The following is a 17,174-nucleotide window of genomic DNA, read 5'->3' on the forward strand; positions in this document are numbered from 1 at the left end:
TATTAGAGGATTTCTAAGTTCTCAATGCGCTTGAAATGTTTTTTGTTCAGTGTAACAATCGGCATTTCATGAACCAAACAGGTAGCAGCGATAAAAATGTCTCTAAATTCAATCATCTTATTCTTTAGTCTTAACTCATGATATAACTGAGCCGCCTTTTGTGCTACCGAATCTGTAAAGGGAAGTACAGTAAAGTATGCCGTGATAGCTTCCACATCTCTTATTTTATCGCTCGTAGTAGCTCCCATATAGAGTTCATACAGCGTAACAGCCGAGGTATAAAGACCATTATCCGCAGAGATCTTATACAGTGTGGTTGATAGTTTATCTTTTGCCCGCAAGTGTTCGATAAAAACTCCTGTATCAACTACCATTGCTGTGGTTTTAAACTATCAAAAGCCTTTTTGCTCTCCTCAAAAATTTTCAAATCGTCATCAGACCATACGGACACCTCTGCCAGCTTCGATTTCGCCTCTGCCACATCTGTTCTTTTTTCCTGCTGAATAACTACTCCTAGTTCTTTCAGAATCTGCTTTACTAAAGCAGTTTTATTTTCCGGTATATTGATAGTCAACTTCTCCATATTACAAATTTACTAAAAACATGAGATTTGAAGAAATCGTTAATACGCATGCTTTCCTATATCAAAATGATAAGCTGACAAAACCAGGTATCTTGCCCATGCGCTACATATCAATACTATAGAGAAAACAATTAATAAAAAGAGAGTCCTGCAAATAATAGCACAGAAGATCATTAAGGAACTTCAATACTAAATACTGCCATATAATGAGTAATTACTACGCTTCAATTGTTCGAAGGTAGAAACACAAAAAAATTACGCACGTTTTATCTATTGACGTAAAGATTACATCTGTTAGTGACTATACGAACTTGTTTGGATTTAGACATGCTGCAGACCTATTGGTTTTGATTACCCCTAATGTAGTTGATTATGCCTTAAATCATGATACTTTTAGATAGAAACAAAATTTTTCCGTAAATTATGTTCCATTATTTTGTGCGTCGAGCACACACCTTGAAATATGGCAGTTCAAACATTACCCTTTAGTACCCTCATCGCTGTTGACAGACAGTCCGCAATCCCTATTTTCAGACAGGTTGCAAATAGTTTGGTGGAACTGATAAAGAATGGAAAACTAAAACCTGGGTATCAATTACCGGCAAGTCGGGATATGGCGTCAATGCTAACATTAAACCGTACAACGGTAGTTGCTGCCTATGAAGAACTGCAGGCTCAGGGTTGGCTTGAAGCGATAGGGCGGAAAGGCAACTTCATTGCGCAGCAGTTACCGGTAATGAGCCCCAAGTCGTTCGACATGGGCACCTCAGCGAAATTTCAATCAAAGGACCAAGAGATCTTTTATCGACAGGTGGCTATTCGAAAACCAATAACCAGGCAGCTAAAACCTTACCAGCTAATGATTAATGATGGTTATCCTGATGCCAGAATTGCACCGGTAGACCTGATCGTTGATCGGTACAAATTTTTATCAAGAAAAACGAATGTTCATGATAGGTTATTAGCTGACGGTTCAAAGGGTAGTATATCGTTAAGAACTGAGCTTGCTCTTTTTTTGTCGAAGACCAGAGCCCTCGATATTATCCCTGAGCAAGTGCTGATTACTCATGGTGCACAATTGGCAATAGCTGTCGCGGCTGGTATGATACTCCAGCCTGGTAGTACCGTTGTTGTAGGCGACCTTAATTACGTCTTGGCAGATAGGCTTTTTGAACAGCTAGGCGCTAAGCTTATAAAAGTTAAGGTTGATCAGGATGGTATTGATGTCGATGCAATTGAAAATATCTGCAAGCAATCAACACCGAGTCTGCTTTACATCATTCCACACCACCACCACCCCACAACGGTTACGCTCAGTGCCGAAAGGCGAGTCAAACTTTTAGACATTATTCGCCGCTATCGTCTTCCTGTAATCGAAGATGATTATGACTATGATTTTCACTACGCAAGTGCCCCTATATTACCTTTAGCCAGTGCTGAACACGATGGCTACGTTCTTTACATTGGCTCAATTTCTAAAACATTGGCTCCAACTATCAGACTGGGATATTTAATTGGCAGTGAAGACTTTATATGGCAAGCATCGAAGCTAAAACAAGTTCTAGATATTCGTGGTGATGTATTATTCGAAGAATCTGTTGCCCATCTTTTCAGCATCGGCGAAATGCAAAGACATTTGAGAAGATCTGTAAAACTATACAAAAGAAGGCGGGATGAGTTCTGCGAACTATTAAATTCTTCTTTGGGAGATATTGCCAATTTCAGTACTCCTAATGGGGGTATGGCAGTTTGGACTTTATTTAATCCTGAATACTCCATACCCCAACTCTCAGAAAGGCTTGCTACCCAAGGCATATACATGAACGATGGCAGCATCTATAAATATAAGCATGACGTCAATGGAATAAGGTTTGGCTTTGCCTCGCTGAATATGAGTGAAATGCAATCTTTCGCAAATGCACTAAAACGATCCCGATAAACATCCCTGCAATTATATTAAGGCAATCTAATGGAAGGCTTAGCTCTATGCTTAAAGTGGAGCCTCATTTCCGCTGAAAGCTGGAATGTCACAACCTAAACAGAAAGATTTCAATAATATAATCCGATAGATTTTGTAAAGGTCCTCAATGTATTATGATGACTTTCTTGTCCAATCATCGAACCTTATCTTACCTGGATAGAAATCGCCGGCAGGAACCAATCCTGACTTTGGCATGCTATGGAACATGTATTTGTCATCCTCGTTAGCTACCACAACTTTATCTTCACCTTTCACCTTCAAATAGTTTTCCACGAAGTTGTTCATCAATCCGCGGTCAGGCCCTGCTATTTCAACGATCTTATTTTTAGGCTGTTCCAAAGCGAACATTACCACATAATCTACCACATCCTGCAATGCGATCGGTTGATAGTCAATTGTTGAAACATGGACGTTCCGGCCTTCGCCCTGAACAGCGATGATGGTGCTTACATGCTCATGAAATTGTGTTGAACGGATGATAGTATAGGGTATGCCTGATTCGATTACGGCATCTTCCTGATACTTTTTTGCTTGCAGATACCCTATATGTTGTGCGCGGTCTGTTCCGACAATAGAAAGTACTAGGTGGTGCTTAATAGCTGCAAGCTTTTCAGCTCTAATTAGATGTTCAGCGGCGGTACGAAAAAAATCCAAAGCGATCTGATCATCTGGCGATTGAGAATTAGAAAGATCGATTACGATTTCAGTTCCCATCAAGGCTTTTGCCAGTCCTTCCCCCGTCAGGACATTAATGCCGGATGAGGGCGCTCCAACAATTACCTCATTACCCATACTTTCCAATTTTTTACTTACTCCTTTGCCCACAAGGCCGGTTCCTCCGATTACTAAGATTTTCATGATTCATTTATTTAAATAAAACTTGATCAAACAAAAACAGACGCCAATTATAAACACGAAGCTACTGCCTTGTTTATTTACAAAATACGAGATAAAACAGATAGAGATGACCATCCAATATTCAGATTTGCGACAGTCCAGCTTTTGCATTCAACTAAATAGAATAACGAAAATATCACTGGATACTACGGCCAGTTGGGAAAAGTAGTGTTATCGAAGTGATTAATGTATAGAAAAAGACCCGACCTAATGCTTCCGACGAACCGGCTACAGTCATTTGGTTACAAGTCCAGGCAGAATTTTACTGTTGCATACTGGCCCGAATTACCTGTGCATTTCAGTTGAAGGATTGCCTGAAATCCAATGGGCTTTGCTTCGTCTTGCTCTTGAATAATTTATTGAAAGACTGAGGATGCTCAAACCCGAGTTGGTAGGCGATCTCACTTACAGACATCTGCGTCGTAGATAATTTCTCTTTGGCCTTTTCGATCAGCTTCTCATGGATGATCTGTTGCATCGTCTGACCGGTCAGTTGTTTCAACAGGCTACTTAAATACTTAGCCGATAGGTTCAAAGCTTCAGCAAAGTATTGCACGCTTGGCAGCCCTTTAGAAAGCAGCGCTTCGTTCTTAAAATAGCTTGTTAAGATCTCTTCCACCTGATTTAAGACGTGATGGTTAGTGATCTTTCGGGTGATGAACTGACGTTGGTAAAAACGCTCGGCATACTGCAGCAAGGTCTCCAGGTTGGAGATAATAATATCTTGGCTGAATCTATCCATATTGGAATGATATTCAGTTTTAATATTTTTGACCAGGTCATTGATCACTATTTCCTCCTTATCAGAAAGGAAAAGCGCTTCACTGGTAGCATAGCCAAAGTAATCAAAACGCTTGATCTTGACAGCAAGTGATGTGTTCCAAAGAAAGTCGGGGTGTACGAAAAGCATCCAACCTTCCAGATCAGGCGGCACACCGCTCGCTTCACCACGCAGGATCTGGCCGGGCGCCATAAAGGCCATAAGGCCTTCGTCGAAATCGTATTTCTGTTGCCCGTAATGTAAACCGTCGCAACCTCTTTTCATAGATATCACATACAAGTCGAAAACGACCGCCTCTATTCCTGTGTCATTTTTCAGGCCTTTCAGATCCACGATGCTGATCAGCGGATGATGGGGTTTCGGTAGTCCCATTAAACGGTGTATCTCCGTTATGGAACTGATTCGGTAGGGTTTCCTGTTTGTCATACTACATTTACTTAAATTTGAACGGATACTTCAGCCATATCATAATTAATGGCATAACTAAAAACGGGATTTCTATCAACGCGATGCGGTAATTTCCTGCTCGTAGCGCCAACCCCATAATCATAACAATCAGGGCCGCATTTAGCATATTGCCCAGAAAAAAAGTGCGTGGGATGAGTAAAAGTACGCCAACCGCTATGGCTGCACAAGCAAGATATGGAATGAACGTTTCGCTGATTTCTAAGCTTTCCATCATCTTAACGGATTCCGGATTGCTTTTGTAGTATACGGTATCCCAGGCATGTTTAAAACTAAGCGTTACCGAAATGAGCAGCAGTGCTGCGGAAATAATGATTCTTATCATAGTTTAGTTGAGGACAAAAGTGTTCATGATGTAACCTCCGATTATCGCTATCGGCACACCGATCATTGCACTTGTTAAAGCTTTTCTAGCCTTATTTGGATGTGCCTTTCTGTGTCTGAAATATAGGAAAAATCCTATAGGGGGAAGGGCATTGGAAGCGACAAACCAAAACCTAGACAGCCTGTCTTTATTATCTTTCATGAGCGTTGTTTTTATAGTTTACTGAACTCTTTTCCATTTAAATGATTTGCCCATCAATGGGACACCTTTGTAACCCCGGGTTTCCAGGTCATTAGGGCCTTTCAGTTTACCTTTGAGACCATACGTGTTGCCATCCTGTACGCTATACAAGGTACCATCCACGTATTCGCCGTCCTTATAGACAAGGCCGGTGATATGCGTCAAACCTTGCACAGACCTGCTCCGGAGTTTTTCATTCGGATTTTTAACGTCCTTCTTTGATGTTTTGCCATCTGCTTCGAACATCTCTTTCGACCATAAAAGTTTGGCGGAATAGGTGCTGCCCGCTTTGAATACCTCGATCTTGTAATCATCACATTGCCACACCCCTGTGATCCGGTCAGCAGGTAATTTCTGTGCGAAAGAGGTTATTGATAACAGCAGTGCGAACACGGCTAAAATTGATTTTCTCATAGCTGATTATTTATTGTTGATTATTCAGTTTTTTAAATTTTTTAAATTCCCTGTGTCCTAACTGCATCAGTTGATTAGGCACCAGTCTGCTTAGAAATTTTATCACATTCACCAGAAATGGCTTGATCTCAGGTGTATCGTTCAGAAGTCCTTTGATGGCTACACTGACCAGTTTATCCACATCCATCATTTGGCTTGGGTTCGGTGGCAACACCCAATCATGCTGAAGATTAGTATTCACCCCCGGAGGAACCAGTTCGAATACCTTGACACTGGTTTTGTTCAATTGAAGGCGTAGGGCTTGCGTGTACGCATGAATTCCGGCTTTTGAAGCGCTATAAACCGGAGCGGTAGAATAAGGCATAAAAGCAATGGCAGAAGAGACGTTCACAATTGCCGCCGCAGGCTTTTTGATCAGGTGCGGTAAGAACTGATGAACCATCCGTATCGGTCCCGTGAGATTAATATCGATCTCACGGGTGACGTTTTCCAAGTCTTTGCCGGCGTCCTGAACGTCAAGCAACCGCATTTCACCTGCATTGTTGATTATGATATTCAGATCAGGATATTGTTGCGTCACCTCCTCGTAGAGGCGCTCAATATCCAGCGGATCGCTTACATCGCTCTGAAAGACGCGTATTTTCGGGAAACGCCTTTTGGTATCATTTAAAGCTTCTTGTTTACGACCTGTAACGATGATGGTTGATCCCTGCCGGGTAAGTTGCCTGACAAGTTCCAAACCTATACCGCTGGTTCCTCCTGTGATCAGGATGGTGCTATTCTTTAAGTCCATATTTTCTCACTGTTGTTGATGCAAAGTTCAGCCAATATCGTTGAGCAGATGTATCCAAAAGTCGCGAGGTTGTAGTAAAAACACCATTTGCTTGATAGCGTAATTTCAGCGGGAACGAAATTGTCTAAAAACTTACTTCTTTCGCTTCGAAAAGGGGTTAAAAGAAAATCCGATGTTGGCGTAAGGCGCCGCGTCAGCTCTGCCTTCCCAAGTGTAATCCGTGAACGAACGGTCTTTTTCAAACGTGCGTGCGTATGGATTTATACGGACACCGGCCCGCAACGAAAGGGTGATGCTTCCCGGTAAAATGTGCTCATAAAGCAGTCCCGTGTTCACGTCAACCTGGCGATACTGATAGGTTGTGCCGTTTTCGTCAAGATCGTTCAGAAAGAAAGTGGTTTGCGGGTCGAGTTCCCAACCTGCGGAAAGCCTGCCATTGCTAAACACTTTTTTTCGCAGGTAGGCATACCGTGGCAGAAAAACATCTGCCATCAGGCGCTCATTGAACTTATGCTCTAAAAGGAATGTTGGAATCACACGGATAAATGTACCAGGATCGGTAGTGTATAAAATTCCGACATTGATCTTCGTTCTATTGTTCGCTTTCAGAACAATAGCGCCGGTAAACAGCCCGCGAACCCTTTCCAGCGAACGTTCACTCCAATCAACATTGACACTGCCGCTATAGATGACGGTCTTTCCAAAGAGTTTCGAGAAATAGACAACGTTCAGCCCCTCTGTATGATAATGAAGATCTCTGCTGACCGTTTGTGATGTAGCCGTTGTGGATGTCGGGAAGTTGTACTCAGCAGAGACATATCGGTAAAAACCATTGGCCTGTACCAACCATCGGCGGTTTTGCAAAAGATTAATATTGGCACTAGCACTCAGTTGTGACCATTTGGTAAACTCGCCATCCGGAAGATCCTGTCCTCTTAGGGTAGACGAGGAGTTGTAATTGCCGTATTGTTTGTAGTCTATGCTAAACGGTCTGCGTTCGGCAAACTTATCCGCTTCATATTCAGCGACTTTTTTGGCAAGACTATCCTGGCTCTGCGCCTTACCGGCGAGGGGCAGCATTGCAATACACGTGATTACTGTTAGCGCCTGGATATAGCCGAAAGCTGCTCCTATTGAATGACGCGCGCTAGAAATTAAAAAATTGTGATTAAACATAATTGCTAAGATTAATTGTATGGAACTATTATTTTTTATGGCGGAGCCTGATCCTGACGAACATGTCTATGCCGCAGGTAGTCAGGCGTACGTAGCGTACAGGTGATCTGACGATATTTGTCCTTTGCAGGTGAATTTTGATCGCAATATGGATGATCTGGAAAACGTAAGTCCGCACCAGGTCGGACTTGTAGAGATAGTTGGATTCCATGCTACCGCATATTTTATCAAAGATCGGCGCAAGTGTCAGCACTTCTTCCTCATCCAATTCGATGCTTATGGGATTGCGCTCTTTAAAAAGATCGATGGCCTCGAAATTGCACCAAACACCTTTATCAAAAAATGCCTTTTCAAACGATGTGATATAACCCATATCCTGATCTTCCCATTCAAGATCGCTTGACCTGCAGAAGACAAGGGCCGGACGACCCGTTAAGGTGGCACTTATTTTTAGATAGATGTAAAACGTGTTTTCGTTTGGAAGCAACCTGCCCCTCCCGCTTCGACCCGATGGCCACCATTCGGCATAAAACTGATCACTTTTCATTTTTTCGAAAATATTACCAAGTATGCCAGCCCTAGGTCCAGACAATACCTATTTACACAGCTTTACCAGCCGTTATGGCAAACGCGCAGGTTGCATGATAGTCAGTGAATATGTTATTTAATAAGTGAAAGTTGGTTGCCCATGTCTGCAGCGACATTTTGTCTGGGTGGTACGGCGAGGTGTCCTCTGATCTTTCTGCTGGCGATGAATAGGGCAATGCTGCTTAGTAAACTGGCAACAGGAACGATCATCATTCCCCAGCGCAAACCGTTTACCTCATAAGCCGCACCGACCGCATCACTGATCATGCCTACGAGCAGCGGCGATAGTGCCGGACCTAATAACCCGGAAGCGATCATAAGCAGACTGGAAGACAGTGCCTGCTTCCTTGCCCCTGCTATAAGATGACCTGCGCCAAAAGCAAATGGAAGCAGAAACGCAAAGGCTAGCATAGCAGGTACAAAAAGCGCAATGGACATCCAGCCTTCGGGCGCCAGGAGCCCTGCAATCGTTGCAATTGCGGCGATGCTGAAAACAATAGCTGGCGGATGCAATAAACGGCTTGCCTCGCGGTTTAAAGCGCTATCAAATAACCGTCCACCGCCTACTGTGCCGATGATGCCCATCAGCCCTTGTAACAAGCCGAAGGATAGCCCCACCTCGCTGGCTGTCATGCCGTGTGTCCGTATCAGGAACGGTGCAGTGAAGGCATAAAATGGCGCAGCGGCAAAACCTAAAAAGTTCGCGCCAATGAACATCCACAGGAACGCAGGTTTCGACAGCAACTCGCGGCCGGCGGACCAGATATTGCCGGTAGCACTGCCGGGCTGCTTCGAAGTAATGGCCGTCTTCCCTGTAAACGTCAACACCAGGATAACCAATAGTAATCCGACACCCCCCGCAACAAAAAGAGCAAAGCGCCAGCCTATATGATCACTTGCCCAGCCACCGACACCAAACCCTATCATTGTACCCAAAGGGATGCCCATCGAAAAAATGCCGAGCGCGCGACCACGCCGATGCTCTGGGATGTTACCCGCAATCAGTGCATGACTGGCGGGTGTTCCTCCGGCTTCTCCAAGGGCTACGCCAAAGCGCGAAAGCGCCATTGTCAGGAAACCTGCCGACAAACCACCCAGTCCTGTCATAATGCTCCAGATCAATACACACCAGAGCAAAACCTGCCTGGATGCCCCACGATCAGCCAACCGTGCAAGCGGCAGGGAGGCCAGTGAATAGATCGCTGCAAAGGCTATCCCATTGATCAGCCCTAACTGCGTATCACTGAGGTGCAATTCTTTTTTAATGGACTCTGCAAGGATAAAAGGTAATATGCGGTCGATCTGGCTGAATGCGCTGACCAAAAATAAGGTAACAATGAAAGCCGTTCTGCGCCAGCGGCTCAGCGGAGTTGTTGAAGTCAATTGATCGTTCATAACCATGATTTTGATTGTAAGTAGAATTTTTTTGAGGGAAATTATTTGCCGGACATGGCTTTCTCGCCCATCTTAGTGGCTTGCGAAAGCATGAATTTGGGGGCAAGCCTGCTCAGGATACGCATGATCTTGGCACTGCCGGGAAAGATCTCGTAGGTATTGTTGATCATCCCTTTAATAGCTTCGTCTACAATTTTTTCGGGTGAGACTAACATTTTGGTATCAACTTCGCCGCCATTCCTGAACTTTTCATTCAGGGGTGTTGTAGAGCCGGGGGCGATGAGTTCGAATACCTTGATGCCGGTAGATTTAACCTGTACCCGCAGACATTGCGTGAAGGATCGTAATCCTGATTTACTGGCGCTATAGACAGGGGCAATTGGAAACGCACCAAGTGCGATACCGGAGGTGACATTTAGGATGGCAGCGGTCTGCTGTTTTTTAAGATGGGGCAGAAACTCCTGGACCATGCGAATGGGGCCCATCAGGTTGATCTCTATTTCGCGGGTAATATCATACAGGTCGTGATCTTCATACAGGGCAATCTTTCGCATCTCCCCGGCATTATTGATCAGCATGTTCAGCTCGGGAAACTTTTCTGTTACCTCTTTGTACAGACAGCTGATATCCTCGACCTTGCTAACATCACTTTTTATAGTGTGGATGCCAGGAAGAATCTTTTTTGTCTCTTCCAGTTTTTGTTCGTTCCTGCCGGTGATGATCACCCTATTGCCGAGTTGAAGGAGTCTGGAGGCAAACTCAAAACCAAAGCCACTTGTTCCTCCCGTGATCAGAATTGTGTTCTTGCTTAATTCCATGTTCTTTAATTTAATAGAACAAAGTTGGCAAGAACGGATCAGGAGGACTTTGCAAGAATCAAAACAATGTTTGCAAAAACGAAACCTTTCTCTAGTTTCTGAAAGTCAGAGGAGAGCAGTCCGTCTGCTTTTTGAAAAAGTTAGAAAAATGTGCGACCTCTTCAAATCCTAAACTAAACGCGATCTCGGACACATTCCATTCCGTTTGCCTGAGCAATATCTTGGCTTCCTGAATGATCCGGTTACTGATCAGGCTTTTTGTTGTCTGTCCGGTCTGCTGTTTCAGCACACGGTTCAGATAGTTAACATGGATAGACAGCTGATCGGCATAGTCTTTAGGTGTACGCAGTTTAAGTCCCTGAAATGGCGAGGCGATGGGAAACTGCCGCTCCAAAAGTTCGGCGAACAATGAGGATACACGGGACGAGGCGTTATGCTCCTGGTAAAGATCAGTAGCAGGCTGCAACTTTTGACCGTAGTGGATCAGCTCCATTAAATAGTTGCGTATCAGGTCATATTTATACGCATAATCGGAATTGATCTCCTTATGCATCTTTCTGAAAATCGCTTTGATCTCTTCCTTTTCCTGTTCATTGATATGGAAGCAGGGATACCCCCCCGGCTTAAATATAGGCAGTTCATCAAGTACAACACCACTTTTGGACTGTGCAAGAAAATCCGCGCTGAAAAGGCAAAAGTAGCCACGCTGATCCATGTCTTTGGCGATCCAGTTATAAGGGACCTTCGGCGTGGTAAACATCAGTGCCTGCGTTTCGATATCAATTACTTTATCAGCATATTCCGCCCGGTTGCGTCCATCAATTAGGTTGATCTTATAGTAGGCGCGCCTGTTGTAAGTCATATTAGGCTTTACTTTGATCAGTTTTGCCAATTCACTGACATCAAATACATTGAAATGGCCAACTTCCTTTGTAAGCCCCTGGGGTAATAACTGGCTGATGTCTTTGTTTAAATTATCTGAAGCTGTCTTATAAAAACCTTCAAGCGTAGTGATTTCCATATTGATCGATTTGCAATAATCAAACATAACCATTCTATTCCACCTTAACAAACATTCTTTAAAACTGCGCTTGAAATTCAAAATTGTGGTGCCATCAAAAGCGGATAACGGTGTAGGTTTACGAAATTTAGGACAGCATAAAATTCAGATAAAAATAATTTCCGCAAATTACTTTTACACTACGACTGGCACTTTGTAAAAATGCGACAAATTAAAGTAATGATGGTGAAAGTCCCGTATTTCGTTTGATGTCATTGCTAAGATGTGAATGATCATAATAACCGCATTCAAATGCAATATCGAACAAGCTGCGGTTTTGCTTCGAATCTTTGATTAAAGACAAAGCATGCTGAAAACGAATAATGTTCGAATATTCTTTTGGTGATAGTCCGATGAGCTTTTTAAAATTTCGCTCCAGTTGTCTTACGGTTGTAAAATTTCTTTTCGCCAGATCGTAAATGTTAGCTGTTCCGTTTGATGAATGTATATGGTCAATAACAGCATGTAATGGATTGGTTTTGGTTTTTATTCTTTCGGAATAAAAATGGTCAAAATAATTGAATGGATTTTCAAATGCTTTATCAACACGAAATGAATTGGATTTTTCTAATTCGACCGTGTTATTTGTCAATTCGTCTTGCGAAGCATGACGATAGAAATTCGCAAAAGTTGCCGGTTTTAGGCACACACCAATTAAATGCGTATCGTTATCAATAAAGCTATCTTTAAAAGAATTCATGGCACCCACTACGTACGTCTTTCCAAATTCCATCGAAAGCGCCCCGTTATCTGTCAGGCATTTATTTCCTAAATTCAGTATAATGCCCGCACAGCCATCGGGAAAAACCCGTTCCCATTGCTTTTCATTTTCAGCTCCCTTCAGTTCCCAATAAAAATGAATGAAGCGCGCTAATTCTTTATAGGGTTTTATTTTTTTGTATTTCATCAAAATAATTCATCACTTTTTTGTCTGTGTCGTTTTGTAATCTCACTTTGCTGTCAAAAAGTTCCGTCCTTAATTGTCTGTATAAGGATACTCCGTTTCTCAAACTAGCTAATAAGGATTGCCGATCATAGGTTGGAATCGTGCGTTTTAACTTTTCTAAATCTGCGGATTCCAGTTCTGTTTCTACTTTTCTAACACCACGGGGTAAATTGTCATTTTTGATATGGAGCAATGGTCCAAAAACAACCATGCGTAAAAATCCCATAAAGTCATATGCTTCAAAATATTCTCCCCGCCCTATTTTTAGCAATGCGTAATGGATCCAAGTCCAAAAACGATCTTCAATCCATTGATAGTCCGGGTAAGGAAACTTCGCTTCGGTACAGTGAATTGCTCTTTCAAGTTGTCTATCTTTGTCGATTAGCAAAGTTGGAGTTTCAATACGGACTTGAAATTCGTCAAGTGTTAAAAATTTTATATCTACGTGCAAAAGAGGATTGTCATAAAGACAAATCAATAATCTCGGTTCTCCAACGTGCTCACCCGTAAATCCCGACAAAAAATCCCCTAATCTTTTTGCATAGTCGAGCATACGATTGCTGTCGTTGGAAATTTTTTGTTTCGTTACCAGAATTAGGTCGAGGTCAGAAAATTCATCTATTTCATTGGTCAGCCACGAACCGGCAACAGCCAAACCAATCACGTTGTCGTCCGGCTCTAAAATCTCTTTAGCTTTGTCAGCAAATTCTCGTTGTATCATTGTATCACTGTCATTTCTTCAGGTTACCTGTAACTGATAAATACACGTAATGCGAATTTAAAATAGTTGTTAGCATTAGTTTCAAATTTACAAAATAAATTCTTCCGTAATTATTGTTTGAATGCCAAGTGTGTCTTTCAACGTCAATCAACACCACCTTTCCCATCCCTTCAAAATACCTTTATAAATTCGACTTCCACAGCAAATGAGGCTGCTCTCTTTTTTGCTTTTCCCGAGGCTAAGCTAATCTTCCAAAGTAATAGCCATAATTGGAATTTTTCCGTAAATTATGCTCTATTATCTTCTGCGTCGAGTACACAACAGGTTCCCTTACTGAATAAGCCTACCCTCTTACTTTTACTAGCAAGTCGTGCGGATAGCCTAACACGATTTTGCTTAATTCATCCAATCGGGAAAGTTCTTCAGGGTTTAATTCTATCTCTGCTGCTTTTAAGTTGTCTTCCAAATGATTAATATTACGGGCACCCGCCAATGGAAAATGACCAGTGGATAACGCCCAGGCAAAAGCGACCTGCCCCGGCTTTGCATCATGTTCTTTGGCCACTAACTCCAGGTAGTTAAGGATCTCCTTCGTAATATCATCCTCCCGTTGCGCTTCATCAGCTATTTTGGCTAAGCGCCCGGTTGCACCGTTCCTGTATTTACCGGTTAATAAACCGCCGGCAAGCGGAGAATAAAGCATGGTTCCTAATCCAAACTCTTTGGCCATTGCCAGAAATTCCCGATCTGCTGTTCGTTGTACCAAATTGTATTCAATCTGGATGGCGTTCAATGGAATCGAGGAGGCAATCGCAGCAGTTTTCCAGGCAGGGAAATTGGTTAGCCCCATATAAAGCACCTTGCCGCATTGTACTAAATCTTCCAATCCGCGGGCAATTTCCTCCCAAGGGGTACAACCATCGTCATAATGCGGCATATAAATGTCGATATAATCGGTTTGCAATCTTTTGAGGCTTGCATCCACAGCCTGACGCATCGCTTTACGATGATTTCCGAAATTGCTGATACCAGGATTCGGACTGCTACTTTGCGTATATTTTGTGGAAATAATAAAATTCTGGCGTTGGCCTTTCAGAAATCTCCCGATGATTTCTTCCGATTCGCCCAACTGGTATCTATCGGAAGTGTCGATAAAGTTACCGCCTGCCTTAGCATAGCTTGTTAGGATACCGTGTGCTTCCTCCGGAGTTGATCCATAACCGCTGCGGATGCCCAAACCGGCTCCGCCTAGAATAATTTCACTTGCATACAGACCGGTGCGTGTGCCGAATAATTTGTACTTCATTTTTTTTGTTTACTTTTATTATACAAAAGTATCTGAAGGTAATTTTGTGTGCAATAACGGATAAATTTGTCCGTATCCGAATCGTTTAGCAATTGGCCTTATGTATCAAAAGAAAATACCGGTGATGCTGGATTGTGGCCTGCATCTTTTTATGGAAGTGATGAGCGGAAAATGGAAAATAAGTCTTCTTTGGAGCATTTACCACGGCATCAAACGACCGGGAGAAATTCACAGAACCCTATCCAAAGCTTCCAGAAGAGTGTTGGATGTACAGCTGAATCAATTGGTAGCACATGGTTTAATTTTAAAGAAAGATTATAACACCAAACCCTTTAAAGTGGAATACGAATTGACGGAACTAGGCAAATCACTTATTCCTGTTATTGAATCAACTGCCCGATGGGGAGAAGAAAACAGAGAAATTTTAGAAGAGCGGATTTTATCCGAAGGAGTGTAATGAAGGGTTACGTTTTTTTTCTCTCCGCAAAAAACAACCTAAAGTAAGGTAAGTTCATTATTCCAAAAATGGTTCCCGGTTAACATGATGCTATGAATTCGGACAGTATATTCCTGATTTTATTTCCCTTAATAAAACAGGTACAGAAATGCTTACCAAAGATTAGATCAGCATAGTTGATGGTGCACCACCTTAAAAGAGTTGCCAAAATAGCTTATTAGGTAGCCGACGGACGGGATTCCTTACAACTAAACACCTCCGAAGCTAAAATTGGCAACCAGTACCTTTATCAAAGATTCTATATTTGGATCAACTACAATTCATTAGCGAGTTATTAGAAAATGGATGATCTTTTATTATACAATCAATATCAAAAAATAAAGACTTTTATGTATCAAGCTGTCTAGCGAAAGGTCTTATGGGGGAGCAGAAGGCATATCACTGTTTTGAGATGTTGGATGTTTTATGTTGTAACGCCCTGATGTTTTTTGTGCCAACCTCATCCATCCATTGATCAAAAGTCGTCAAGCTTGGCATCCATTGATTAATAAGCGAATAATCTATTGGATCGTAGCCTTCCTTTTCGATCATTTCAACCAGTTGCGCGAATGTTTTGCTTTGTTGATATAATAGCTCTTGAGGGACTTGTATAAACTCGATGGATTGGTTTAATTTACTTTCCAGCAGCTGTAAAATTTGCTTCGGCATGTACAGGTCGCTCCCTAAATCAATCGTTTTCCCTTCGAATTGTTTTGGGTTTTGAAATACAATTCTGGCAAAGGTTCCTATATCCTTAGTGGCAACATAAGGGATCGCACGATCTTCAGGTAAGGGATTTATAAATTTCCCCTCTCCTAAACCGAAACTTGGCAGCAAAAGATTTTCCATAAACGATGCTGGCCTGAGAACCACACCCTTTAACCCGCTGGCCCATAAGTATTGTTCAATACTGAATTTGAATTTTGGACGGAAGGTTGCTTGTTTATCTGATGCCATGACCGAAGAATATACAACGAAATTGACTCCGCATTCTTTGGCTACCTCTAAGATCTGAATTCCCATCGCTGCTTCCTGTTCATCAGTCTCTTTGCTGGATATCCAAACCGGTGGCAGCACAAGATATAGTCCGTCTATGGTTTGCAACGTTGGGCGTAAAGCATCAATGTTTTCCAGATCTCCTTGTAATAAATGAGCACCTTTGTTTTTTAAATGCTGTGCTTCCGGACTATTTGGATTTCGGGTTAAAGCAGTCACGTCGAAACCATGATCTAATAACTCTAAAACGGTGGCGCTTCCTTGATTTCCGGTAGCACCTGTAACAAAAATCTTTTTCATTTTCTGTATTATATCGGACAAAGGTAGTTCGCGATATCGTTATATTTGCGTTTAGTTTCCTCAAGGAAAGCGCTATGGAAAAAAAGATAAAGCCCTGTATCGACGATGAAGAAATGTTGAATAAAAGATTTTTGGCATTGCGAGACACGTTAGAATTATTTGGAGGTAAATGGAGGTTCTGTTTACTTCTTAATATTTATTATCATGAGCGATTACGGTTTAAGGATTTTTTTGAAGTTTCAAAGGGTATTTCCCCAAAAGTCCTAAGTAAGGAATTGACAATTCTGGAGGAACACCAACTTGTTCAGAAAGTTGTCGAATACACGCCTACGCAAGATATTGCGTATTATCAACTCACTTCCCATGCGCAGATGATTTGGCCGGTTCTGAATAGTTTGATCGAGTTTGGACTCTCAAACAGAAAAGAGGTAATTGAGGCCATCTTAAAAAGTAAATCTTGATGGTATTTTTTGTTGAACGGGGTGATGTAAGATCAATACCCTCTACTTCGCTTCTTCACATAATTTTTCGGCTGTGACAAACCTAAATCATCTTTGCGCTCATTCCATAAGGTCAACCCAGTGATATAACGGCTGTGTTTAAAATATAGTTCTTTTTTATTAAATTTGAGCAAAGCGGTAATAGAATGGGTAATGTAGCAAAATCGTCAAATAGGTTGTCCAGTATAATGGAAAGAAACGCAGTCAGCAAAGCGGCAAAGAAAGCATCGTCACGCGCTGCGAGGATTTCCAAAGCATTAGAGATCCCAGTTCAAGTAATCATGAAGGGCACTTTGATCGAAAAGTCCGCTGACGGATCTGTTAGGACAATTAAAAAAATCAAAAAATCACCTAGTAATATAAAACTCAAAAAAGGAGCGACGTTATGCCTAA

General features: G+C 42.2%; 20 protein-coding genes. 3 read left to right on the plus strand and 17 right to left on the minus strand.

The features are described from left to right. Nucleotides 1-2: 2 nt before the first annotated feature. Together FKG96_RS19905 and FKG96_RS19910 are read right to left on the minus strand one after the other, a co-directional pair. Complete coding sequence (locus FKG96_RS19905) at nucleotides 3-374, minus strand: type II toxin-antitoxin system VapC family toxin (RefSeq protein ID WP_130855180.1); 372 nt, start codon at nucleotides 372-374, stop codon at nucleotides 3-5. Continuing rightward, nucleotides 368-583: a hypothetical protein gene (locus FKG96_RS19910; RefSeq protein WP_130855179.1), complete on the minus strand. Its 216-nt coding sequence runs from the start codon at nucleotides 581-583 to the stop codon at nucleotides 368-370. Before FKG96_RS19910 ends, FKG96_RS19905 begins: the two co-directional genes overlap by 7 nt. A 463-nt stretch (nucleotides 584-1,046) precedes the next feature. Here FKG96_RS19910 and FKG96_RS19915 point away from each other — a divergent pair, with 463 nt between their 5' ends. Beyond that, on the plus strand, nucleotides 1,047-2,522 hold the full coding sequence (locus FKG96_RS19915) for a PLP-dependent aminotransferase family protein (RefSeq protein ID WP_149105919.1): 1,476 nt from the start codon (nucleotides 1,047-1,049) through the stop codon (nucleotides 2,520-2,522). 153 nt (nucleotides 2,523-2,675) lie between these two features. On the opposite strand, the gene FKG96_RS19920 is transcribed toward FKG96_RS19915, so the two are convergent. From FKG96_RS19920 to FKG96_RS19985, 14 genes are all read right to left on the minus strand, one after another. Further along, nucleotides 2,676-3,422 (minus strand): SDR family oxidoreductase, encoded by a 747-nt coding sequence (locus tag FKG96_RS19920; protein WP_149105920.1) that lies wholly within the window; start codon nucleotides 3,420-3,422, stop codon nucleotides 2,676-2,678. A 337-nt stretch (nucleotides 3,423-3,759) separates the two neighbouring features. Beyond that, on the minus strand, nucleotides 3,760-4,668 hold the full coding sequence (locus FKG96_RS19925) for an AraC family transcriptional regulator (RefSeq protein WP_149105921.1): 909 nt from the start codon (nucleotides 4,666-4,668) through the stop codon (nucleotides 3,760-3,762). A gap of 7 nt (nucleotides 4,669-4,675) precedes the next feature. Beyond that, nucleotides 4,676-5,032: a hypothetical protein gene (locus tag FKG96_RS19930; protein WP_149105922.1), complete on the minus strand. Its 357-nt coding sequence runs from the start codon at nucleotides 5,030-5,032 to the stop codon at nucleotides 4,676-4,678. A 3-nt stretch (nucleotides 5,033-5,035) separates the two neighbouring features. Next, nucleotides 5,036-5,233 (minus strand): hypothetical protein, encoded by a 198-nt coding sequence (locus FKG96_RS19935; RefSeq protein ID WP_149105923.1) that lies wholly within the window; start codon nucleotides 5,231-5,233, stop codon nucleotides 5,036-5,038. A gap of 18 nt (nucleotides 5,234-5,251) precedes the next feature. Further along, nucleotides 5,252-5,686, minus strand: coding sequence for a DUF2147 domain-containing protein (locus FKG96_RS19940; protein WP_149105924.1), 435 nt, complete (start codon nucleotides 5,684-5,686; stop codon nucleotides 5,252-5,254). Nucleotides 5,687-5,696: 10 nt separating this feature from the next. Next, complete coding sequence (locus FKG96_RS19945) at nucleotides 5,697-6,479, minus strand: SDR family oxidoreductase (protein WP_149105925.1); 783 nt, start codon at nucleotides 6,477-6,479, stop codon at nucleotides 5,697-5,699. Between the two features lie 132 nt (nucleotides 6,480-6,611). Then, on the minus strand, nucleotides 6,612-7,655 hold the full coding sequence (locus tag FKG96_RS19950; RefSeq protein ID WP_130855172.1) for a DUF6268 family outer membrane beta-barrel protein: 1,044 nt from the start codon (nucleotides 7,653-7,655) through the stop codon (nucleotides 6,612-6,614). 28 nt (nucleotides 7,656-7,683) lie between these two features. Beyond that, nucleotides 7,684-8,202 carry a hypothetical protein gene (locus FKG96_RS19955; protein WP_149105926.1) on the minus strand — a complete coding sequence of 173 codons (519 nt, stop codon included), beginning with the start codon at nucleotides 8,200-8,202 and terminating at the stop codon, nucleotides 7,684-7,686. Nucleotides 8,203-8,315: 113 nt separating this feature from the next. Then, nucleotides 8,316-9,638, minus strand: coding sequence for an MFS transporter (locus tag FKG96_RS19960; protein WP_149105927.1), 1,323 nt, complete (start codon nucleotides 9,636-9,638; stop codon nucleotides 8,316-8,318). A gap of 41 nt (nucleotides 9,639-9,679) precedes the next feature. Continuing rightward, nucleotides 9,680-10,456, minus strand: a complete 777-nt coding sequence (locus FKG96_RS19965; RefSeq protein WP_149105928.1) for an SDR family oxidoreductase — start codon at nucleotides 10,454-10,456, stop codon at nucleotides 9,680-9,682. Nucleotides 10,457-10,547: 91 nt separating this feature from the next. Further along, on the minus strand, nucleotides 10,548-11,477 hold the full coding sequence (locus tag FKG96_RS19970; protein WP_130855168.1) for an AraC family transcriptional regulator: 930 nt from the start codon (nucleotides 11,475-11,477) through the stop codon (nucleotides 10,548-10,550). Between the two features lie 211 nt (nucleotides 11,478-11,688). Further along, on the minus strand, nucleotides 11,689-12,423 hold the full coding sequence (locus FKG96_RS19975) for a helix-turn-helix domain-containing protein (protein WP_130855167.1): 735 nt from the start codon (nucleotides 12,421-12,423) through the stop codon (nucleotides 11,689-11,691). Then, a complete protein-coding gene (locus FKG96_RS19980) occupies nucleotides 12,395-13,183 on the minus strand; it encodes a nucleotidyltransferase domain-containing protein (protein WP_130855166.1) in 789 nt (262 codons plus the stop codon). Before FKG96_RS19980 ends, FKG96_RS19975 begins: the two co-directional genes overlap by 29 nt. Nucleotides 13,184-13,526: 343 nt before the next feature. Then, nucleotides 13,527-14,489 (minus strand): aldo/keto reductase, encoded by a 963-nt coding sequence (locus FKG96_RS19985; protein ID WP_130855165.1) that lies wholly within the window; start codon nucleotides 14,487-14,489, stop codon nucleotides 13,527-13,529. Between the two features lie 100 nt (nucleotides 14,490-14,589). Here FKG96_RS19985 and FKG96_RS19990 point away from each other — a divergent pair, with 100 nt between their 5' ends. Next, a complete protein-coding gene (locus tag FKG96_RS19990; RefSeq protein WP_130855164.1) occupies nucleotides 14,590-14,946 on the plus strand; it encodes a helix-turn-helix domain-containing protein in 357 nt (118 codons plus the stop codon). 438 nt (nucleotides 14,947-15,384) lie between these two features. Here the strand turns inward: FKG96_RS19990 and FKG96_RS19995 are convergent, their stop codons facing one another. Continuing rightward, a complete protein-coding gene (locus tag FKG96_RS19995) occupies nucleotides 15,385-16,281 on the minus strand; it encodes an NmrA/HSCARG family protein (RefSeq protein ID WP_130855163.1) in 897 nt (298 codons plus the stop codon). A 74-nt stretch (nucleotides 16,282-16,355) separates the two neighbouring features. Between FKG96_RS19995 and FKG96_RS20000 the strand changes: the two genes are divergently transcribed. Continuing rightward, nucleotides 16,356-16,742 carry a helix-turn-helix domain-containing protein gene (locus FKG96_RS20000; RefSeq protein ID WP_013667659.1) on the plus strand — a complete coding sequence of 129 codons (387 nt, stop codon included), beginning with the start codon at nucleotides 16,356-16,358 and terminating at the stop codon, nucleotides 16,740-16,742. Nucleotides 16,743-17,174 lie beyond the last annotated feature (432 nt).

The organism is Olivibacter sp. LS-1, from assembly GCF_008245145.1.
GTDB lineage: Bacteria > Bacteroidota > Bacteroidia > Sphingobacteriales > Sphingobacteriaceae > Olivibacter > Olivibacter oleidegradans.